The 18,173-nt window shown below is 35.1% G+C and carries 22 protein-coding genes; 9 read left to right on the plus strand and 13 right to left on the minus strand.

The genetic code is table 11. The features are described 5' to 3' along the window. Positions 1-21: 21 nt before the first annotated feature. Complete coding sequence (locus ACQ65V_RS02160) at positions 22-819, minus strand: hypothetical protein (RefSeq protein ID WP_430466696.1); 798 nt, start codon at positions 817-819, stop codon at positions 22-24. After that, entirely contained in the window at positions 806-1,624 is an 819-nt protein-coding gene (locus tag ACQ65V_RS02165; protein ID WP_430466697.1) for a carboxypeptidase-like regulatory domain-containing protein, read from the minus strand. The genes ACQ65V_RS02160 and ACQ65V_RS02165 overlap by 14 nt, the downstream gene beginning before the upstream one ends. A gap of 151 nt (positions 1,625-1,775) precedes the next feature. On the opposite strand from ACQ65V_RS02165, the gene pepE reads away from it, so the two are divergent. Next, the gene (pepE, locus tag ACQ65V_RS02170; protein ID WP_273288740.1) at positions 1,776-2,483 is read left to right on the plus strand and encodes a dipeptidase PepE; all 708 of its coding nucleotides are present in this window, start codon (positions 1,776-1,778) and stop codon (positions 2,481-2,483) included. Between the two features lie 2 nt (positions 2,484-2,485). Here the strand turns inward: pepE and ACQ65V_RS02175 are convergent, their stop codons facing one another. Beyond that, positions 2,486-2,911 carry a GNAT family N-acetyltransferase gene (locus tag ACQ65V_RS02175; protein WP_430466698.1) on the minus strand — a complete coding sequence of 142 codons (426 nt, stop codon included), beginning with the start codon at positions 2,909-2,911 and terminating at the stop codon, positions 2,486-2,488. 115 nt (positions 2,912-3,026) lie between these two features. Here ACQ65V_RS02175 and ACQ65V_RS02180 point away from each other — a divergent pair, with 115 nt between their 5' ends. Beyond that, positions 3,027-3,794, plus strand: a complete 768-nt coding sequence (locus ACQ65V_RS02180; protein WP_273288738.1) for a M48 family metalloprotease — start codon at positions 3,027-3,029, stop codon at positions 3,792-3,794. Positions 3,795-3,843: 49 nt separating this feature from the next. On the opposite strand, the gene ACQ65V_RS02185 is transcribed toward ACQ65V_RS02180, so the two are convergent. Next, entirely contained in the window at positions 3,844-4,239 is a 396-nt protein-coding gene (locus ACQ65V_RS02185; RefSeq protein ID WP_412560059.1) for an ankyrin repeat domain-containing protein, read from the minus strand. Between the two features lie 265 nt (positions 4,240-4,504). Here ACQ65V_RS02185 and gpmI point away from each other — a divergent pair, with 265 nt between their 5' ends. From gpmI to ACQ65V_RS02210, 5 genes are all read left to right on the plus strand, one after another. Further along, positions 4,505-6,022 (plus strand): 2,3-bisphosphoglycerate-independent phosphoglycerate mutase, encoded by a 1,518-nt coding sequence (gene gpmI, locus ACQ65V_RS02190; RefSeq protein ID WP_430466699.1) that lies wholly within the window; start codon positions 4,505-4,507, stop codon positions 6,020-6,022. Positions 6,023-6,065: 43 nt separating this feature from the next. Continuing rightward, complete coding sequence (locus ACQ65V_RS02195; RefSeq protein ID WP_430466700.1) at positions 6,066-6,464, plus strand: BT0820 family HAD-type phosphatase; 399 nt, start codon at positions 6,066-6,068, stop codon at positions 6,462-6,464. Between the two features lie 23 nt (positions 6,465-6,487). Next, positions 6,488-7,306: a type I methionyl aminopeptidase gene (gene map / locus ACQ65V_RS02200; RefSeq protein WP_430466701.1), complete on the plus strand. Its 819-nt coding sequence runs from the start codon at positions 6,488-6,490 to the stop codon at positions 7,304-7,306. Positions 7,307-7,369: 63 nt separating this feature from the next. Further along, positions 7,370-7,744: a GxxExxY protein gene (locus ACQ65V_RS02205; RefSeq protein ID WP_412560055.1), complete on the plus strand. Its 375-nt coding sequence runs from the start codon at positions 7,370-7,372 to the stop codon at positions 7,742-7,744. Between the two features lie 48 nt (positions 7,745-7,792). Further along, positions 7,793-8,557: a class I SAM-dependent methyltransferase gene (locus ACQ65V_RS02210; RefSeq protein ID WP_430466702.1), complete on the plus strand. Its 765-nt coding sequence runs from the start codon at positions 7,793-7,795 to the stop codon at positions 8,555-8,557. 3 nt (positions 8,558-8,560) lie between these two features. Here the strand turns inward: ACQ65V_RS02210 and ACQ65V_RS02215 are convergent, their stop codons facing one another. From ACQ65V_RS02215 to ACQ65V_RS02225, 3 genes are all read right to left on the minus strand, one after another. Next, positions 8,561-9,541, minus strand: a complete 981-nt coding sequence (locus ACQ65V_RS02215) for an FAD:protein FMN transferase (RefSeq protein ID WP_430466703.1) — start codon at positions 9,539-9,541, stop codon at positions 8,561-8,563. Between the two features lie 158 nt (positions 9,542-9,699). Beyond that, a complete protein-coding gene (locus tag ACQ65V_RS02220) occupies positions 9,700-10,077 on the minus strand; it encodes a Na(+)-translocating NADH-quinone reductase subunit F (RefSeq protein ID WP_155088411.1) in 378 nt (125 codons plus the stop codon). Positions 10,078-10,097: 20 nt separating this feature from the next. After that, entirely contained in the window at positions 10,098-10,865 is a 768-nt protein-coding gene (locus ACQ65V_RS02225; protein ID WP_430468610.1) for a DUF4846 domain-containing protein, read from the minus strand. A 167-nt stretch (positions 10,866-11,032) separates the two neighbouring features. Between ACQ65V_RS02225 and ACQ65V_RS02230 the strand changes: the two genes are divergently transcribed. Next, on the plus strand, positions 11,033-11,404 hold the full coding sequence (locus tag ACQ65V_RS02230) for a cupin domain-containing protein (RefSeq protein ID WP_430466704.1): 372 nt from the start codon (positions 11,033-11,035) through the stop codon (positions 11,402-11,404). 38 nt (positions 11,405-11,442) lie between these two features. Further along, entirely contained in the window at positions 11,443-11,910 is a 468-nt protein-coding gene (locus ACQ65V_RS02235; RefSeq protein WP_430466705.1) for a Na(+)-translocating NADH-quinone reductase subunit F, read from the plus strand. Between the two features lie 88 nt (positions 11,911-11,998). Here the strand turns inward: ACQ65V_RS02235 and nqrF are convergent, their stop codons facing one another. The 6 genes from nqrF to ACQ65V_RS02265 form a co-directional block, all read right to left on the minus strand. Then, positions 11,999-13,309, minus strand: coding sequence for an NADH:ubiquinone reductase (Na(+)-transporting) subunit F (gene nqrF, locus ACQ65V_RS02240; RefSeq protein WP_412560049.1), 1,311 nt, complete (start codon positions 13,307-13,309; stop codon positions 11,999-12,001). Between the two features lie 12 nt (positions 13,310-13,321). After that, positions 13,322-14,059 carry an NADH:ubiquinone reductase (Na(+)-transporting) subunit E gene (gene nqrE, locus ACQ65V_RS02245; RefSeq protein WP_430466706.1) on the minus strand — a complete coding sequence of 246 codons (738 nt, stop codon included), beginning with the start codon at positions 14,057-14,059 and terminating at the stop codon, positions 13,322-13,324. Between the two features lie 84 nt (positions 14,060-14,143). Then, positions 14,144-14,776, minus strand: a complete 633-nt coding sequence (locus ACQ65V_RS02250) for an NADH:ubiquinone reductase (Na(+)-transporting) subunit D (RefSeq protein ID WP_273288727.1) — start codon at positions 14,774-14,776, stop codon at positions 14,144-14,146. Between the two features lie 2 nt (positions 14,777-14,778). Further along, entirely contained in the window at positions 14,779-15,570 is a 792-nt protein-coding gene (locus ACQ65V_RS02255) for a Na(+)-translocating NADH-quinone reductase subunit C (protein ID WP_155088405.1), read from the minus strand. Between the two features lie 2 nt (positions 15,571-15,572). Next, entirely contained in the window at positions 15,573-16,799 is a 1,227-nt protein-coding gene (locus tag ACQ65V_RS02260; RefSeq protein WP_155088404.1) for an NADH:ubiquinone reductase (Na(+)-transporting) subunit B, read from the minus strand. Continuing rightward, complete coding sequence (locus ACQ65V_RS02265) at positions 16,799-18,148, minus strand: Na(+)-translocating NADH-quinone reductase subunit A (protein WP_430466707.1); 1,350 nt, start codon at positions 18,146-18,148, stop codon at positions 16,799-16,801. Before ACQ65V_RS02265 ends, ACQ65V_RS02260 begins: the two co-directional genes overlap by 1 nt. Positions 18,149-18,173: the final 25 nt, after the last annotated feature.

Below are 18,173 nucleotides of genomic sequence, written 5' to 3' on the forward strand. Positions count from 1 at the left end.
AATCCAAAAAGTGTTCCAAAGTTAATCTTTATCTACTTCTTCTCTATTCTCTCTATAAGCTTTTAATTTTTGTTGAAGAAACTCAAGCAGTTTTATTTCGTTCTTTTCTTCACACAACTTCAAAAAATTTTCGTCTTCTTGTGAGAACAAGAAATATTCGGTTTTTAAATTTTCGGGTAATGAGTCCTTTTCAAAAATTATCGATTCATAATCAGCCCTTAACCTATTAATACATTTATCTCTATCATCTAGTTCTACTATGGCTTTCAGTTTTTTTGTTCTTCCACTAATCTCATTTAAAAGCTTATGGAAATTAACTCCAAAACCTAAGCCGATGTAGCCCCAAGAGCCTGCGTCTGCATCGTGCAGTTTACGTTCGTTTTGTGTTAATGGCAATTTTGTATTGCCTGGTATTCCTAAATCGTAAAAATTGATTTCAGTTTTGGCATCAGAGTTTTCTAAATCAGATTGTAGGCTTCCTGTTAAAATCTTACCCACAATAACTTTATCCAAAGCATTCACTAATTCCGTTAGTTCAACAGAAAGTGTTCCGTACTCTTCTTCAAACTCAGTAACAATCACTTCTTTGGTTTCGTATTTTATACTTGAAACAATTAAAGTGTCTTGAGACTTGGCAAGTATAGTAAAACTCCCGTCAGCTTTAGAAATAGCAAATTTAGCAGCTGTTTTATTTAATATATGTATGCCTTCAACGTCATCATTTGCAAGAAGTTGTCCGTTGATTTCCTTTCGCTGAGCTTGCAACAATAAGGTGGAAAGCAAAGCAATAAGGCAGAAAAGTAAATTAATCTTCTTCACTTTTTTCTTTTAGGAAAGATTTACTTAATTGAGTTAAACGCTCTAAAAATTGCATTTCTTTATCTTCTTCCAATAAGGTTTCATCTACGCCTTGTTTTTCGACATAATCGATAAAAGCTTCTACTTGTTCTAGAGGAATATTGAAATTGGTGTGGATATAATTAATACTATACTTATCTAAAGCTTCTTTAAAAGGTGTTTTTTCTATAGTTTTTTCTTCTTTTGCCTTTGTCTCATCGTCATTAAGATCTACAACTTGACTTACAATAAAACCAGCTAAGTTAACCACGTTGAGCATGTGCCTTACTTCTGGATTGTATTCATTAAATGCAACATTTTCTACTTTGGTCTTATAATCTGCTGAAAACTCAAAATCCTCAATATGGTCTAAACCAAAATAAACATAATCTAAGCTTACGTTATAGGTTCTCACATTTTCTAAATCGGTATTTAAATTTCCTGTTAAACCAAAAGGCAAAATAACCACTTCATCTAGTTTATTAACTTCCTCTACAAGAATAACGGTTAGTTTTTTGGATTTAATAACGTCTTCAGAAATATTGATCGTAAAATCTTTAAACTGAAGTGCACCAAATTCAACAATATCGTTTAATGCCACCTTAATCTTAAACTCCCCATTTTCATCCGTAACAGTACCTTTATTAGAAGACGTGTTGAAAACTGCTACACCTTCTTTATCTTCAGACGAGACAATTATTCTACCGTTAACTTCTATTCTACCAGTGTCTTGAGCATAGATCGATAAAGCAAAAAGAGTAAATATTATGATGGTTATTTTTTTCATGTTGGTTGTATTGACTTATAAATTTCGTTGATATTCTTGACTTCTCATAAAAAAGCGCTGATAAATCTTTGTTAAATCCTCATTTTAAAATCTAATGTTTAATCTTGAATTATGTAAGTTATAACTTTTATTTTTACTAAAACATTAGATTTTGAAATCAATTATAATTGCAAGTACTTCCACAGTTCATGGTAGTGGATATTTAGAATACCTTTTGGACGAACTCAAAATTCATTTTAAATCTGCTAAAGAAATTTTATTTATTCCTTACGCCAGACCAGGTGGCACATCTCACGATGATTATACCAAAACCGCAGCTAAGGCTTTTAAGTCCATTGGTAAATCGGTAAGAGGTCTACATGAATATGACGACCCAAAAACAGCTATTAGAAACGCCCAAGGTATTTTTACTGGTGGAGGAAACACCTTTGTATTAGTTAATCAATTGTACAAAAATGATGTTTTAATGTCAATTAAAGATGCTATAAATAATGGTGTGCCTTATTTAGGCACCAGTGCAGGAAGCAATATTTGTGGCTTAACCATCAACACCACTAATGATATGCCCATTGTCTATCCTCCGAGTTTTAAAACGCTTGCATTGGTACCTTTTAATATTAATCCTCACTATTTAGATCCAATTCCGAATAGTACACACATGGGAGAAACTAGAGAAACACGAATTAAGGAATTTCATGCATTTAACACGCAACCTGTGATTGGACTTAGAGAAGGTAGTTGGATTGAGGTTAAAAATAATCGTTTGACTTTAAAAGGATCACTAGAGGCTAGGATATTTGAATATGGTAAAACACCTTATGAGTTACCAACAGATTCTGATTTAGGGTTTTTAAAATAAGTTTAGATATTCTTAAAGAAATGATAGCCCCAAATTTCGTAACCTTCATTATAGTAGAACTTATGCGAAGGATAATTTTGAACATAAGTATTTAGTTCCATAGAATTACATCCCTTTTCTTTCACATAAGCATAAATCCAGTCCATAAATTGTTTACCGATACCTTTGTTTCTGTACTCGGGTTTAATATAAACATGATCTAATTCTACAGATTTACCCGAATAATGACGTGTAGAGAACCATAAGCCAGAAACACCAATAATATCATCAGCATCAAAAATCACTGCACATTCATAATTTTGAAGTTTCATTTCATCAAAACGAGATTTTAAAACCGCTTTACTTACTCTGCCCTCGTTAAGCTCAAAAACTAATGGAATCACACTACCTAAATTCTCATTAGATATAATTTTGAATTGATAACTCATCGTTAAAATTTATGACTATAAAAGTAAAACTTTTTAAATTTTGAATACAAACCAATGACTTTTTCGAAAATATTGTGTCAAACTTTTGTAAATTTAACTCACTAACACTATCTCTATGAGAAGAGGCAATTTTAAAGTCCGCATATTAATTTTTATAGCAATAGCTGCTTTTGCTTATCTAAGAAAATGTAGTCAAGAAGAAATTAATCCATATACAGGTAAGAAACAAGCTATTTCATTATCGCCACAAGAAGAAATAGCCATTGGCTTACAAAGTGCACCTGGTATGGCACAGCAACACGGAGGTTTACACCCAGACAACAGATACCAAGCAACTGTGGACAATGTCGGTAATAAGTTAGTAAACAGCAGCATAGCCAAAGACACGCCTTACAAATACGAATTCCATCTATTAGCTGATGAAAGAACTATTAATGCCTTTGCACTTCCTGGCGGTCAAATTTTTATTACATATGCTTTGTTTTCTAAACTACAGAATGAAGATCAATTAGCCGGAGTACTTGGACACGAAATTGGTCATGTATTAGGCAAGCACTCTAACGAACGTATTACGGATGCCAACTTTTGGAAAGTTTTGGCTATGGGAAGTTCTGCCATTGATATGGGTGGTGTAGCACAGCAAATTGGTCAGGGTCAGTTATTGAAAAATGGTAGAGGTGATGAATTAGAAAGTGATGAATTGGGTGTTTATTTTATGTTAGAGGCTGGTTACAATCCTGAAGAAATGATAGGTGTTATGAAAATTTTAAAGGATGCTGCTGGGCCAAATAGAGTTCCAGAATTTCAAAGCACACATCCAGACCCTGAAAACAGAATAGAAAAAATAAGGGAAGCCATTAGAAAATATAAAAATGCGTCTTAATAAGATAAGACGCATTTTATAATTAACTAACTCAAATAATTGTCTTTAATTAGACTGTTTTCTTTTTAAAGCGTTTCAAAAACTGTGCCGCATCAGTTGCTTTAGATTTTTTTGCATGCCCTAAAGCTGTGTACCCTAGATCACAGGTAGAATGAACATCTGCACCAGCTGTTACCAATACTTTTATTAATTCTACACGGTTGTACTTAGCTGCATAATGGATTGGTCGCATACCATTTGATTTGGCATTAACATCCGCTCCTTGCTTAATTAGAGTTTTTGCAAGTTCAATGTTGCCAGTTGCTACGGCTTTACATAGAGGGCTTACCTCTACAGTTTTTACAGTTACTTCTTTAGTATCAGAAGTTAAAAGATCGTTTGTTGCATTTAAATTACTGATTGAAAAGCCCAATGCTAAGGCTAAAACTACTGCTGATTTTTTCATGATGAAAGATTTTAAAATTTAATTGATTTGTTTTTTGATATACTAAAGAGACGACTAAATTTCTAAATTGTTACACTAAAAAAAGTTATATAACATACATTTAACGTTTTGAAAACAAATCTGTTAAGGGTTTCACAAAACTTTATTCCATCTTAACAATCAGCGTTTTAATATTTAAAAAATTAATAACAAACCAAATTTTATAGATTTCAAAATTTGATGTACTATTCTATATCTTATCTTTGAACGCATTAAACACTATTCCATGAACAAGAAGGTTATTTTAATGATTTTAGATGGCTGGGGAAAATCACCAGACCCTAAAGTTTCGGCCATAGATAATGCAGATACTCCATTTATAGATTCACTTTATACCAAATACCCGAGTGCTAGTTTACGTACCGATGGATTGCATGTTGGCTTACCAGAAGGGCAAATGGGAAACAGTGAGGTTGGCCACATGAATTTAGGTGCCGGAAGAATCGTCTATCAAGATTTGGTAAAGATTAATCTGGCCGTGAAAGATAAAACACTTCAAGAGGAACAGGTTTTAAAGAATGCTTTTCAATATGCTAAAGTCAATAATAAGAAAGTACACTTTTTGGGTTTGGTTAGTGATGGTGGAGTGCATTCACATATCAATCATCTTTTTGGGCTTTTGGATGCTGCCAATGATTATGGGCTAGAAGATGTTTTTGTACATGCGTTTACGGATGGCAGAGATGTTGACCCAAAATCTGGATATGGTTTTATTTTAGAATTAGAAGAACATCTTAAAAAAACTACAGGAAAACTAGCAACCGTAACAGGTCGTTATTATGCTATGGACAGAGATAAACGTTGGGAACGTGTAAAGCTAGCTTATGATGCTATTGTTAACGGCCAAGGAGAATCGACTGATAACATATTAAAATCTATTCAAAATAATTATGAAGAAAATATCACTGACGAATTTCTTAAACCTTTAGTCATTTCTGATGATAACAAAAATCCTGTAGCTAAAGTAGAAGAAGGTGATGTGGTCATTTTTTTCAATTTTAGAACAGATCGAGGTCGTCAATTAACACAGGCTTTGTCTCAGGAGGATTTTCATGAGTATAATATGCATAAGCTCAACCTTCATTATGTAACCTTAACCAATTACGATGATAATTTTGAAGGCATTAATGTAGTCTTTAATAAAGACAACCTTTCAGACACACTTGGAGAAGTCCTAGAAAAGCATAATAAAAAACAGATAAGAATCGCTGAAACCGAAAAATATCCACACGTTACATTTTTCTTTTCTGGTGGACAGGAAGAACCCTTTAAAGGAGAAACAAGAATCCTAAGAAACTCACCTAAAGTTGCCACTTACGATTTAAAACCAGAAATGAGTGCTTATGAATTACGTGACGCTCTAATACCAAAATTACAGAAGGGCGACACTGATTTTGTATGCTTAAACTTCGCTAACGGAGATATGGTTGGCCATACAGGTGTAATGGAAGCCGCAATTAAAGCTTGTGAAGCTGTTGACGTATGTGTAAAAGATGTGGTTACTACAGCACTAGAAAATGACTACACCACAATTTTAATTGCCGATCATGGCAATTGCGAAACCATGATTAATCCTGATGGCACACCTCATACTGCACATACAACGAATCCTGTTCCTATTATTTTAATCGATAAAGATTTAAATAAAATAAAGGATGGTATCCTAGGAGATATTGCTCCAACAATTCTAAAGTTAATAGGAATACCAAAACCAGAAGCTATGACACAACATAGCCTTGTATAAACTCCTTAAAGTTGTACCTTTGCCCAATAATTGAATTGATAGCATGAATTTTCAAGACAGATTAATTATTGCAGTAGATTTTGATGGTACAATTGTAGAAGATGCCTATCCAAAAATTGGTAAAGCGCGCATTTTTGCTTTCGAAACCTTAAAACGCTTGCAAGAAGATGGTCATAGGCTTATTCTCTGGACCTATAGAAGCGGAACAAAATTGCAAGAAGCCGTTGATTTCTGTAAAGAAAATGGCATTGAGTTTTATGCTGTAAATGCTAGTTTCCCTGAAGAGAAATTTGATTACAGCCGAAGTCGTAAAATTCATGCAGACCTTTTTATAGATGATAGAAATATTGGTGGCATTCTCGGTTGGGGAGAAATTTATCAAATGATAACCAATGAAAAGCCAGATATAAAAACGGCAAAGAAAAAGTGGTGGCAGTTTTAATAGACCTAAATTATTAAACCCTTATGATTATTGTAAAGACATTAGAGGAAATTGAATTAATGCGTCAAAGCGCACTAATTGTATCTAAGACCTTAGGCATGTTAGCCAAAGAAGTTAAAGAGGGAGTTACCACTAATCACTTAGATACCATTGCCGAAGAATTTATTAGAGATCATGGTGCTCTGCCAGGTTTCAAAGGCTTATACGACTGCCCTTCGACTTTGTTATGCAGTGTTAATGAAGCCGTGGTGCATGGATTACCAACAGATGTACCTTTAAAAGATGGTGATATTGTTTCTATAGACTGTGGAGCTTTAATGAATGGGTTTTATGGAGACCATGCATACACCTTTGAAATTGGCAATGTCAATGAAGCCACTAAAAAATTAATCCAAACAACCAAAGAGTCTTTATATGTTGGTATAAAACAACTAAAAGTTGGGAATCGCGTTGGTGATGTGGGTTACGCCATTCAGCAATATTGTGAAGCTGAAGGTTATGGTGTAGTGAGAGAATTGGTCGGTCATGGTATTGGTCGTAAGATGCACGAAGATCCTGAAATGCCAAACTACGGTAGACGTGGTAGAGGTAAAAAATTCATAGAAGGGATGGTCGTTGCTATAGAACCTATGATAAATATGGGAACGCATAAAGTGAAACAGCTTAAAGACGGCTGGACTATCGTTACCCAAGACGGAAAACCAAGTGTTCACTTTGAGCACGATGTGGCTATTGTAGACGGTCAGCCAGAAATTCTTTCAACATTTGCTTATGTGCATGACGCTTTAGGAATTACTTCTAACGAAGAAGATGAATTTCGCAAGGAGGCTCTGACACTTTAACTAAGCCTATTTTAACACGAATTTCACGGATTAGCACAGATTCTCAAAAATTGAAATAAACTTATGAGTAATTTACTTTACAATGAAGATACTTATAAAATTATCGGGATCTGTATGGAAGTGCATCGTCAATTAGGAAAAGGATTTAATGAAGCTGTTTATGGTGATGCCTTAGAAATTGAGTTTATTGATAATAACGTCAACTATTCAAGAGAAATTAAATACGGAATTGAATATAAAGGCAATATTTTACGCCATAAGTATAAAGCCGATTTTATTATAGATGAAAAAATTGTTTTAGAAATTAAAGCTGTTAGCTGCTTAACTGACTCACACATTAAACAAACTCTAAATTATCTAGCAGTTTCTAAACTAAAACTTGGATTGTTAATTAATTTTGGAGAAGACAGTCTTAAACATCGAAGAGTAATACTTTAAAATAATCCTGTGTAAATCTGTGAAATCCGTGTCAGAAATCTAAGTTGAATGAAATCAGTTTTCAAATTTTTATTAAACCTTTTCCCTCGTCCACTTCTAATAAGGTTAAGCTACATAATCAAACCCTTATTAGAATTCTTTTTAAAGGGCAGAAAGTACTCAGATCCTATAGACGGTAAAAGCTTTAGAACCTTTTTACCTTATGGGTACGAAAAACAAAGACCAAACATACTGTCTCCTTCTACCCTTTCGTTAGAAAGGCATCGGTTGCTTTGGCTATACCTAAAGAATGAAACCAACTTCTTTTCTGATAATTTAAAAGTGCTGCATTTCGCGCCAGAGCAATGCTTTTTAAACCGTTTTAAAAAATTAAACAATCTAGATTACACCACAACAGATTTATTGTCTCCGATTGCAGACGTAAAAGCTGATATTTGCGATTTACCTTTTGAAGATAATAGCTATGATGTTATTCTTTGCAATCATGTATTAGAGCACATCCCAGATGATACTAAAGCTATGCAAGAATTATACCGTGTTATGAAACCAAATGGATGGGGAATTTTTCAAATCCCACAAGATCTTTCTCGAGAAGTTACATTTGAAGACGACTCCATTACCGATAAAGCTGAGCGCGCTAAAATCTTCGGTCAGTACGATCATGTTCGTGTTTATGGAAGAGATTATTTTGATAAACTTCGGTCCGTTGGATTTAAGGTTGAAGAGGTTGATTTTACATCTCAGCTTTCAGAGGATGAAATTGACAAATACAGATTAGCAAAAGGTGAGATTATCCCAGTTGTTTATAAGTAATAACTAATCAGGGAAGTTATTTAAACTCAAAGTTTGTAATTCTTTGTTATCTCCTTCAAAAATAAAAAACGCTTTTAACTCAGGATGTGTTTTTAAAAACTCGGTAACTTTATCAATTCCCATTGCTTGAAAAGCCGTCGCATACGCATCTGCCGTCATACAATCTTGTGCTATTACCGAAACGCTTAAAACATTGGTTTTTGTGGGATAACCCGTTTTGGTGTTTATGATGTGTGCATAGCGATTACCATTTTCGTCAATTTTAAACTTTCGGTACGTTCCTGATGTTGCCATGGCTTCATCTTTTAAAGTAATGGCCTTATAAACGGATTGTTCTCCATCAAAACGCGGCTCGTCCAGTCCTACTTTCCAAGGTGACTTCTTTTCAATATTACGTCCTTTCACTCTGATTTCACCACCAATTTCAACCAAATAATTAGCGACTTGCTTTTCCTCTAAATATTCTGCAACAACATCTACTCCATAACCTTTAGCTATGGCATTAAATTCCAAATAAGTAGAGTTTGGTTTATTGATGGCATCATTAATTAATGATACTTTATTGAAGCCGACAAATTGCATTAAACTATCAATAGTTGTGCTGTCCGTTAAAAATTTATTGGTTTCAGCACCAAAATTCCATGCGTTGACTACATTCCCTATAGTTGGATCAAAGACACCTTCCGTTTCTCGGTAAATCGTTTTAGAGGATTTTAAAACTTTAATAAAATGTTGATCTACTTCAACAATTTCATTTCGGTTTAACCTAGAAATATCAGAATCTGGAATATAGGTTGAAAGCGATTGATTCACCACATTGAAAAGACTATCGATGTCTTGCATATAATTAATATCGACCTCATCATGATATTGTATGTTAAAAGTGGTTCCAAAAACTGGGCCTGACAGTTTTATCAGTTCTGGTTTTTGTTTACAAGAAAGACTTAACAAAGCCATCAGAATTAAAAACACAATTTTTTTCATCCATTTAAATTTTTGCAACAATCACTTTTCTATTGTTTAATTATGCCGGTTGGCATTGCCCACTGTCCGCCAAATGCCCATTATGGGATTTCATACGGTAAATTTTGACTTCGACTGCTTGCCTGTTCGGCAGACAGGCGCTCAGTCTGACATTGATATTAATTCAAATTCATTTCAATGACTTGTATGCCATTGTACTCAATTAAATATTCTTCATTTAAATAAATGGGTAAATCTTCACCTTTGGGATTGCCTAAACCAACACCAGCATATAAAACCTTGGCATCTTTTTCGTAAGCGTGTTTTTTAAAGGTTTCCATCCAAACCACATCATAGTTATTTGGGTTTTCTGGCAAAATGACCGCTCTAACCACAACAAAATAGTATTGACTATTCTTATCGATACACACAAATTGCGGATGGCGTTTTAGCTTACTGTTAATAGCAACAAACTCAAAACCACGGGATTCTAAATCCTTACCTACGTGGTTCATGGCGAGGTTATGTATTTCTTGAGGTGTAAGAGGCTTGCTCATGGTGCAAAAATACAAAGAAGCTATTTAAATCGTACAAATTTTGCACTATTGAACGTGTAGTTTGAAACAGGAACCACTGCATCATCTTCTAATTGATACCATGGAGTTATGAAAGCATCTTCTAGATTCTTAACCAAATGTACGCTTTGCGCAGGTGTATTTCCTTGAAACAGTAAAAACAACTTTTCGCCATTATCGTTAACCACCTCATCACAAAGTATTACGATATGCCCAGGGCTTCCACCTTTAATTAGCATATCTCCTATTTTTAAATCCTTTGCCTTAACAGATTCCAATTCATTGAAAAGTGATAATGTACCAGAATACATATAGATTAAGTTTAAATACTTATAAAAATTGTCTTTAGAATGGTCTGCATTAGCGGTTTTATGAAATGAAACTTTACTGCCATTTATCTTTGGACGATACCCTTCAGCATATTTTCGCCAAGAGCAATAATGTCCTGAGGTAAAATTAAAGCCTATCTCGTCTTTTCTATTGTTATCCCATAGATATTCACTTCGTATCCCAATTAAAGCATCAGCACATTGCTGTAGTCCGTTTTTGGGGACAGGAACCTCTAACACTCCAATATGACCTCCTTGCCAAAAATATTCGGAATCATCATAGTTGATAATCTTACTTCCAAACGGCTTGAGTTTATAATGTCTCAAGTAATCTTCAAAGCTTCCCTTGGGATATGCTACACGTTTATAACCTTCTGGGATATTGACTCTAGATTTAATCGTCAGGCTATCCTTATTGATTAAACTGGGTGTTTCTACAATGGCAGCAACAGTATCAACAACGTTTCAATAGGCTTTAATTGAAAGGCCAGAACTAGTGCTGCAATCAATAACGATAATAGAAGTAATACTTTCTTCATGTCTATTGAAACGAATAAAAATTAGATTTTGTTATACAGATTTTGAATTTATGTAACTTTAGCATTACTATGAGATTGAAATTTTTATTATTTGTTTCTGTTTTGCTATTCACTTTCAACTGCGAAAACAAGACCAATTTACCAGACCCTCTTGAAGCTGGTTGGAATGGACAAGCAGTTTGTGAAGTATTGGAGGAAAATAAAGAACTACGTGTTTTAAAATGTACGTTTCCTCCAAATGTTGGGCATGAGAAACATTACCACAATCCACATTTTGGATATACCCTTGCTGGTGGAAAATTTAGAATTATAGATACTACTGGTACACGAGAAGTTAATGTACCTACTGGTTATAACTTTAAAAATGATTCCATCACTCAACATGAAGTTTTAAACATTGGAAAAACCACTGCAGTATTCCTCATCATGGAGTACAAATAAGTTTTTTTTGTATCTTTTAGATTGAAAAAGAAGACACTATGAAAACTTCCATTCGATTTGAAAATGCCATTGCTAAGCTTTATACCGCTTTTCAAAATGAAACCTTAAACCCTGAAGATTGCAATCGATGTGCTATCGGAACTATTTTAGATAACAAAGATAGCTGGAGACACATGACAGATATCCATGGTTCGGTTCAATTAAACTATGTTGGTCTTGTCCACCAGAATTTAGGTCGAAGATTCCATGGCTATTCACCTTTAGAACTTCTTAAAATTGAAGCGTCATTTTTAAATGGTTGTGGTTACCGCCTAGGAAAACATTTTTGTCATAAACCAGATTATATTGACAAGACCATAATATTTAATGGGTTATGTGAAGTGGTTGCAACCTTATGCCAACTAGATTATATTGACAATGTGATGGATTGTTCTAAATTGTTTGGTCATCATGTTGCCCAGCCAAGAAATGTAACCTCTCAGGTTTTAGAAAGTTGTGAATTCTAAATAACAAAACCAGCACTTTGATAAGTACTGGTTTGTAATACAATTTTGAATTTGACTTTGTATAAATTTGTCAAATGTCGCTTAGCGACTAGCCACCAAAGTCATCGAATCTAATATGTTCATCAGGAATTCCGAAGTCCTCACCCATTTTCTGAACCGCTTGGTTCATCAATGGAGGTCCACAGAAGTATAGTTCAATATCTTCTGGTGCTTCATGATGATTTAAATAATTATCTATAACACAATTGTGAATGAAACCGACGAAACCATCCCCTTCTTCGTCATTAATATCTTTCTTCACTTTCCAGTTATCTTCTTCTAATGGCTCCGAAAGCGCCATATAGAATTTAAAGTTAGGAAAGTCCTTTTCTAATTCTCTAAAGTGATCGATGTAGAACAACTCACGCTTAGAACGTCCTCCGTACCAATAAGTAACTTTGCGTCCTGTTTTTAAAGTTTTAAATAAGTGATATAAGTGCGAACGCATTGGCGCCATACCTGCACCACCACCAACGTAAAGCATCTCACTTTCTGACTCGTTGATGAAGAATTCACCGTAAGGTCCAGAAATAGTCACCTTATCACCTGGTTTTTGAGCAAAGATATAAGATGATGCCACACCTGGGTTTACATTCATCCATCCATTTTTAGCTCTATCCCATGGTGGAGTCGCAATACGTACGTTAAGCATAATCTCACGACCTTCAGCTGGGTAAGAAGCCATAGAATATGCTCTTTCAACTGTTTCTGTATTTTTCATTACCAATGGCCAAAGCCCAAACTTATCCCACTCTGCCTGAAACTTGTCTGGTGTTTCATGCTCTTCTGGATGCGCAGTAATGTCTATATCTTCATACTTAATTTCACATGGTGGAATTTCAATCTGAATGTAACCACCAGCTTTATAACCCATATCCTCAGGAATCTCAACAACAAATTCCTTTATAAATGACGCCACGTTATAATTTCTTACAACAGTTGCTTCCCATTTCTTAATACCAAATACTTCTTCAGGAATGGTAATCTCCATATCCTGCTTCACTTTTACCTGACAAGCTAAACGTGCTCCTTCTTTCAACTCTTTTCTAGAGAAGTGTGGAGTTTCTGTTGGTAAGGCTTCGCCTCCACCTTCAAGAACATGGCATTCGCACTGAATACAAGTTCCGCCTCCACCACAAGCAGATGGTAAGAATACTTTATTGTTTCCTAAAGTACTTAAAAGTGTACTTCCTGAAGCTACTTCTATTTCGCGCTCGCCATTAATCAAAATCTTTACAGGACCTGATGGCGATAACTTTTGTTTTACAAATAATAACAGAGCAACTAAGAGTAAGGTCACCACTAAAAAGGCAGTTACAGTTGCGACTATTGTTCCGATTGTACTTGCGGCTAATATCATTGTCTTATCCTATTACTTGTTTGTGTTTTCAGCTACTTCTAAGTCAGACTCAAGTTTAGCTTCTTCTTTTTCAATATCTTCTTTTATCATTTCAATAGCAGCAGATTCCACTTCTGGAGTTGCTTCTTCATCACCTCCAGTCAACATACCTCCAAAACTCATAAAACCTATGGCCATTAAGCCTGTAATGATAAATGTAATACCTAATCCTCTTAATGCAGGAGGTACATTACTATATCTAATTTTCTCACGAATAGCAGCAATTGATAAAATCGCCAAGAACCATCCTATACCTGAAGAAATACCGTAGTTAAAAGCCAACCCTAAAGATGCTATCTCTCTAGATTGCATAAATAACGAACCACCTAAGATAGCACAGTTTACTGCAATTAACGGTAAAAAGATACCTAAAGAGTTATAAAGCGAGGGAGAGAATTTCTCTACTACGATTTCTACTAACTGTACCATTGTTGCAATGGTTGCAATAAACATAATGAATGATAAAAAGCTTAAGTCATAGCTCGCATATTCATCTCCCAACCATGATAATGCACCTGGTTGTAATATATATTGATCTAACAGCCAGTTCAACGGTACAGTAATTGCCAATACGAAAATTACAGCAGCACCAAGACCAACAGCGGTTGACACTTTTTTAGATACAGCAAGGTAAGAACACATCCCTAAGAACGTGGCAAATACCATATTATCTATAAATATCGATTTAAAAAATAATTCTACGTGTTCCATTTTTTTTAAGTCTTCAGTTACAGTTTGCAGTCTTCAGTTTAAGCATTGACTGCTAACTGAGCACTGTTTTACTGTCTACTATTTTTAGTCTTCTACTAATGCTTTGTTTTTAGTACGTTGTACCCAAATAATTATTCCTACTACAATAAGTGCCATTGGAGATAACAGCATAAAACCGTTATTCTCATATCCAATTGCGTATAGTCCAGTCTTCTCAATTGGATCACCTAATACTGGAAAGCCTAACAAAGTTCCAGATCCTAAGAGCTCTCTAAAGAATCCCACTATGATAAGAATAACTCCGTATCCTAAAGCGTTACCTATTCCGTCTAGGAATGACTTCCATGGTCCGTTACCTAAAGCAAACGCTTCAAAACGACCCATAATAATACAGTTGGTAATAATTAACCCGACAAAGACCGAAAGTGTTTTACTCAATTCGTAAGCAAAGGCTTTTAGCACCAAGTCTACTATAATTACCAATGTCGCTACAACGATAAGTTGAACGATAATTCTAATTTTTGAAGGAATGATATTTCGCATTAAGGACACAACCACATTACCAACACCCAATACAAATAATACCGAAATCGACATTACGATAGAGGCTTCCAGTTCTGCAGTAATCGCCAATGCAGAACATATACCAAGTACTTGAATGGTTATTGGGTTGTTATCCGTTAACGGATCTAATATTAATCTACTGTCTTTTGCCATGATTAATTAGTTTTTAAAGTATCAAAATAAGGTTTGTACAGCTTTAAATCTTGCTTGATCATTGCTGTAACACCATCACCAGTAATCGTTGCACCTGCAATAGCATCCACCTCATTATCTGTTTTATCTTCATTTTTAGGGTCTGCATTTCCTTTAGCTACGGTAATACCTTTAAACACACCAGCTTCAGACAATAGGTGTTCACCATAGAAATCATCCATAAAGTAGCGTTGTTTAATATTGGCACCAAGCCCAGGAGTTTCACCCTTGTGGTCAAAATAAGCTCCTTGTACCACCATGTTTTCATCTAGGGCAATATAGCCCCAAATCGCATCCCAAAGTCCTTTACCATAAATAGGTGCTACGTAATATGTTTTTCCTTCACGCTCACCCACGAACAATGGTAGTTGTCTGTTCTCACCAGACTTAGCATTGGACTTTTGCTTTTTAATATCGATAAGGTATGGCTCCTTATTGTTTTCTGCCATAAACTCTTCTCTAGTTTGCGTCTTTACCACCTTGCCTGAAGCATCAACGGTAATTACAATTTGTTCTTTTACAAACTTTTCAAACTCGTCTGGCGCCACATCTGGTGATACAAATACTGCACTTGACTCGTCATTTTCATTAACTCCCATTGCATAGAGAATGTTCTGTTGCTTCTCTATCTCTTCATTCTGAGTAATCATGGGTTTTGTATAGCTGAATAAACCAGCCAAGATAACGCCAACAACGATTACCATACCAACGGCAAATATGACCGTATATGAATTTTTATCTGTATTAACTGCCATAGTTATGCTGTTTTAACTTTTATACGTTTCATTCTTTTCTTAACATTAGCCTGAACTACATAATGATCGATTGTTGGTGCAAAAACGTTCATTAATAATATCGCTAAAAATACTCCTTCTGGATATGCTGGGTTAAATACACGTATCATTATTGATATAAAACCAATTAAGAATCCATAAATCCATTTTCCCTTATTGGTTTGCGCAGCTGTTACAGGATCTGTTGCCATATAAACTGCACCAAATAAGATACTTCCAATTATTAAGTGCTGCCAAAAAGGAACACTCATTAATCCATAAAACTTACTTGTATCTCCAATCCAACCTGCGTCTACAACACCATTGAATATCAATCCCATTACCAAAGCACCTATAACCGTACTTAACATAATTCTCCAGCTTCCTATTTTAGTAAAAATTAAGAATAAGGCTCCGATTATTATTAAGAACTTAGAAGTTTCACCGACCGATCCTGGAATAATTCCCCAAAACATATCCCAATAATCAATACCTGCTAAAGAGCTATTTTGAGCATAAGCACCTAACAATGTTTCACCAGAAATAGCATCTAAATTTTGACCAGCTGCAATTGCTTGATCTCTTTCTACTGCACCGTGTACCCATACTTTATCTCCAGACATCCAAGTTGGATAAGCAAAGAACAAAAATGCTCTAATGGTTAATGCTGGATTAAGAATATTCATCCCAGTACCACCAAATACTTCCTTTCCGATAACAACACCAAAAATAACAGCGACCGCTAGCATCCAAAGTGGAATATCGACCGGTACAATTAATGGCACTAACATACCTGTTACCAAATAGCCTTCTTCAACTTCGTGACCTTTTATTACAGCAAAAATAAATTCTACTGCAAGACCAACTCCATAAGATACTGCTACTAGAGGCAATACTGTTAAAGCACCAATCCAAAGATTATCTAAGGTCCAAAAAGATGCACCCAAAAAACCATTTGCAGATTCTATTTCACCTAAAGCCAAGTAATGCTGATACCCAGCGTTAAACATTCCAAAAATTAAACATGGCACCAATGCAAGTATGACCGTATTCATTGTACGCTTTAGGTCATCTGCAGCTTTTATGTGTGTTCCACCATGAGTGGTCTCGTTTGGAGTATATAAAAAAGTAAAGAGGGCGTTAAAACCTGGCAGCCACTTCTTATCTTTATTTTTTTCTTTAAAATTATGTAATTTATTTTTTAAACCCATTATCCTATCTCTTTAAGCATTAAGTCTAAACCTTCTCTTATTATTTTCTGATGTGGTTGTTTAGATACACATATAAATTCTGTTAAAGCGAAATCTTCTGGTGCAACCTCATACATTCCTAAAGCCTCCATTTCATCTAGATCTTGGTACATACAAGCTTTTAAAATTTGCATCGGATAGATATCCAATGGAAAAACTTCTTCATAACTACCAGTTACAACAAAGGCACGATGTTCGCCATTAGTGTTAGTATCTAAGTCATATTTTTTCTTCGGATTTAACCACGAGAATGTTAGAGCTCTTGAAGTAGACACTTTATCAAAAACAGGCTTATTCCATCCAAAAAACTCGTAATCGTCACCTTCAGGAATTACAGTTATAACATTACTGTAATAATCTAAGCTACCATCTGGTGCCACCTTCTTTCCTGATAAAACATTACCAGAAATAATTCTGTCATTACCGTCTTTATCAACACCATTATCGTAAACCATGGTAGCCACCTCAGAACCAATCTTGGTTCTAAAATATCTTGGTTTTTTAACAGATGAACCTGCTAGGGCAACTACACGCTCTGCATTGAATTTCCCTGTGAGCAAAAGCTCACCGATAATCACTAGATCTTGTGCGTTTACTGTCCAAACAACTTCACCCTTATTGATTGGGTTTACTTTATTGATTAAAGTTCCTACGTTACCAGAAGGATGTGGTCCAGAAACATTATGGGTAATTGTGTTATCCAAATTAGCCAAAGGAGAGTTGGAACTCCCTATAGAGATATGCACTCCACCTTCTGTTAATTTAGATAATGCAGTGACCGCTGTTTGCAATTCCGCTTCCTTACCAGCCAATGTATAATCTAAGTCTGCTGCTAGAGGTGCGCTGGCATAGCCCGAAATAAAAATGGCTTTTGGCTCGCTATCAGCCTTTGCAACAACATCATAAGGACGTTGTTTAATGAAAGCCCAACAACCAGAAGCTAATAAATGTGCCTTGATTTTGTCTGCATCTGAAGATAAATCAAACTTACCATGATCTACATAGGATTGTTCTTTATCAGCAGTAATTTTTATAGCGTCTATACGACGTCTTGGTCCACGTTGTACTTCAGTTACCTCACCAGATACTGGCGACACAAACTTCATCTCTTCATTATCCTTATTGTAAAACAATGTCTCACCTGCCTTAACACGCGTACCTTCTTTTGCAACAAGTTTTGGAATAATACTGTGGAAATCTTCAGGCCTGATAGAATAGAAATTACTAATTATAGCGTTCTCTGTAGTCTTCTCGGCTTCGCCGACTAACTTTATATCTAAACCTTTTTTAATTCTGATGTCTTTTGACATATACTTAAAGATTAGTTATCTAAAA

The sequence above is a fragment of the Winogradskyella ouciana genome (genome assembly GCF_965284585.1).
GTDB lineage: Bacteria > Bacteroidota > Bacteroidia > Flavobacteriales > Flavobacteriaceae > Winogradskyella > Winogradskyella ouciana.

Coding starts and splice junctions, on each gene's coding strand:
- ACQ65V_RS02165 (WP_430466697.1), bottom strand. CDS start 1,624: ATGAAAAAAATAACCATCATAATATTTACTCTTTTTGCTTTATCGATC.
- ACQ65V_RS02175 (WP_430466698.1), bottom strand. CDS start 2,911: ATGAGTTATCAATTCAAAATTATATCTAATGAGAATTTAGGTAGTGTG.
- ACQ65V_RS02180 (WP_273288738.1), top strand. CDS start 3,027: ATGAGAAGAGGCAATTTTAAAGTCCGCATATTAATTTTTATAGCAATA.
- ACQ65V_RS02185 (WP_412560059.1), bottom strand. CDS start 4,239: ATGAAAAAATCAGCAGTAGTTTTAGCCTTAGCATTGGGCTTTTCAATC.
- gpmI (WP_430466699.1), top strand. CDS start 4,505: ATGAACAAGAAGGTTATTTTAATGATTTTAGATGGCTGGGGAAAATCA.
- ACQ65V_RS02195 (WP_430466700.1), top strand. CDS start 6,066: ATGAATTTTCAAGACAGATTAATTATTGCAGTAGATTTTGATGGTACA.
- map (WP_430466701.1), top strand. CDS start 6,488: ATGATTATTGTAAAGACATTAGAGGAAATTGAATTAATGCGTCAAAGC.
- ACQ65V_RS02205 (WP_412560055.1), top strand. CDS start 7,370: ATGAGTAATTTACTTTACAATGAAGATACTTATAAAATTATCGGGATC.
- ACQ65V_RS02210 (WP_430466702.1), top strand. CDS start 7,793: ATGAAATCAGTTTTCAAATTTTTATTAAACCTTTTCCCTCGTCCACTT.
- ACQ65V_RS02215 (WP_430466703.1), bottom strand. CDS start 9,541: ATGAAAAAAATTGTGTTTTTAATTCTGATGGCTTTGTTAAGTCTTTCT.
- ACQ65V_RS02220 (WP_155088411.1), bottom strand. CDS start 10,077: ATGAGCAAGCCTCTTACACCTCAAGAAATACATAACCTCGCCATGAAC.
- ACQ65V_RS02230 (WP_430466704.1), top strand. CDS start 11,033: ATGAGATTGAAATTTTTATTATTTGTTTCTGTTTTGCTATTCACTTTC.
- ACQ65V_RS02235 (WP_430466705.1), top strand. CDS start 11,443: ATGAAAACTTCCATTCGATTTGAAAATGCCATTGCTAAGCTTTATACC.
- nqrF (WP_412560049.1), bottom strand. CDS start 13,309: ATGATATTAGCCGCAAGTACAATCGGAACAATAGTCGCAACTGTAACT.
- nqrE (WP_430466706.1), bottom strand. CDS start 14,059: ATGGAACACGTAGAATTATTTTTTAAATCGATATTTATAGATAATATG.
- ACQ65V_RS02250 (WP_273288727.1), bottom strand. CDS start 14,776: ATGGCAAAAGACAGTAGATTAATATTAGATCCGTTAACGGATAACAAC.
- ACQ65V_RS02255 (WP_155088405.1), bottom strand. CDS start 15,570: ATGGCAGTTAATACAGATAAAAATTCATATACGGTCATATTTGCCGTT.
- ACQ65V_RS02260 (WP_155088404.1), bottom strand. CDS start 16,799: ATGGGTTTAAAAAATAAATTACATAATTTTAAAGAAAAAAATAAAGAT.
- ACQ65V_RS02265 (WP_430466707.1), bottom strand. CDS start 18,148: ATGTCAAAAGACATCAGAATTAAAAAAGGTTTAGATATAAAGTTAGTC.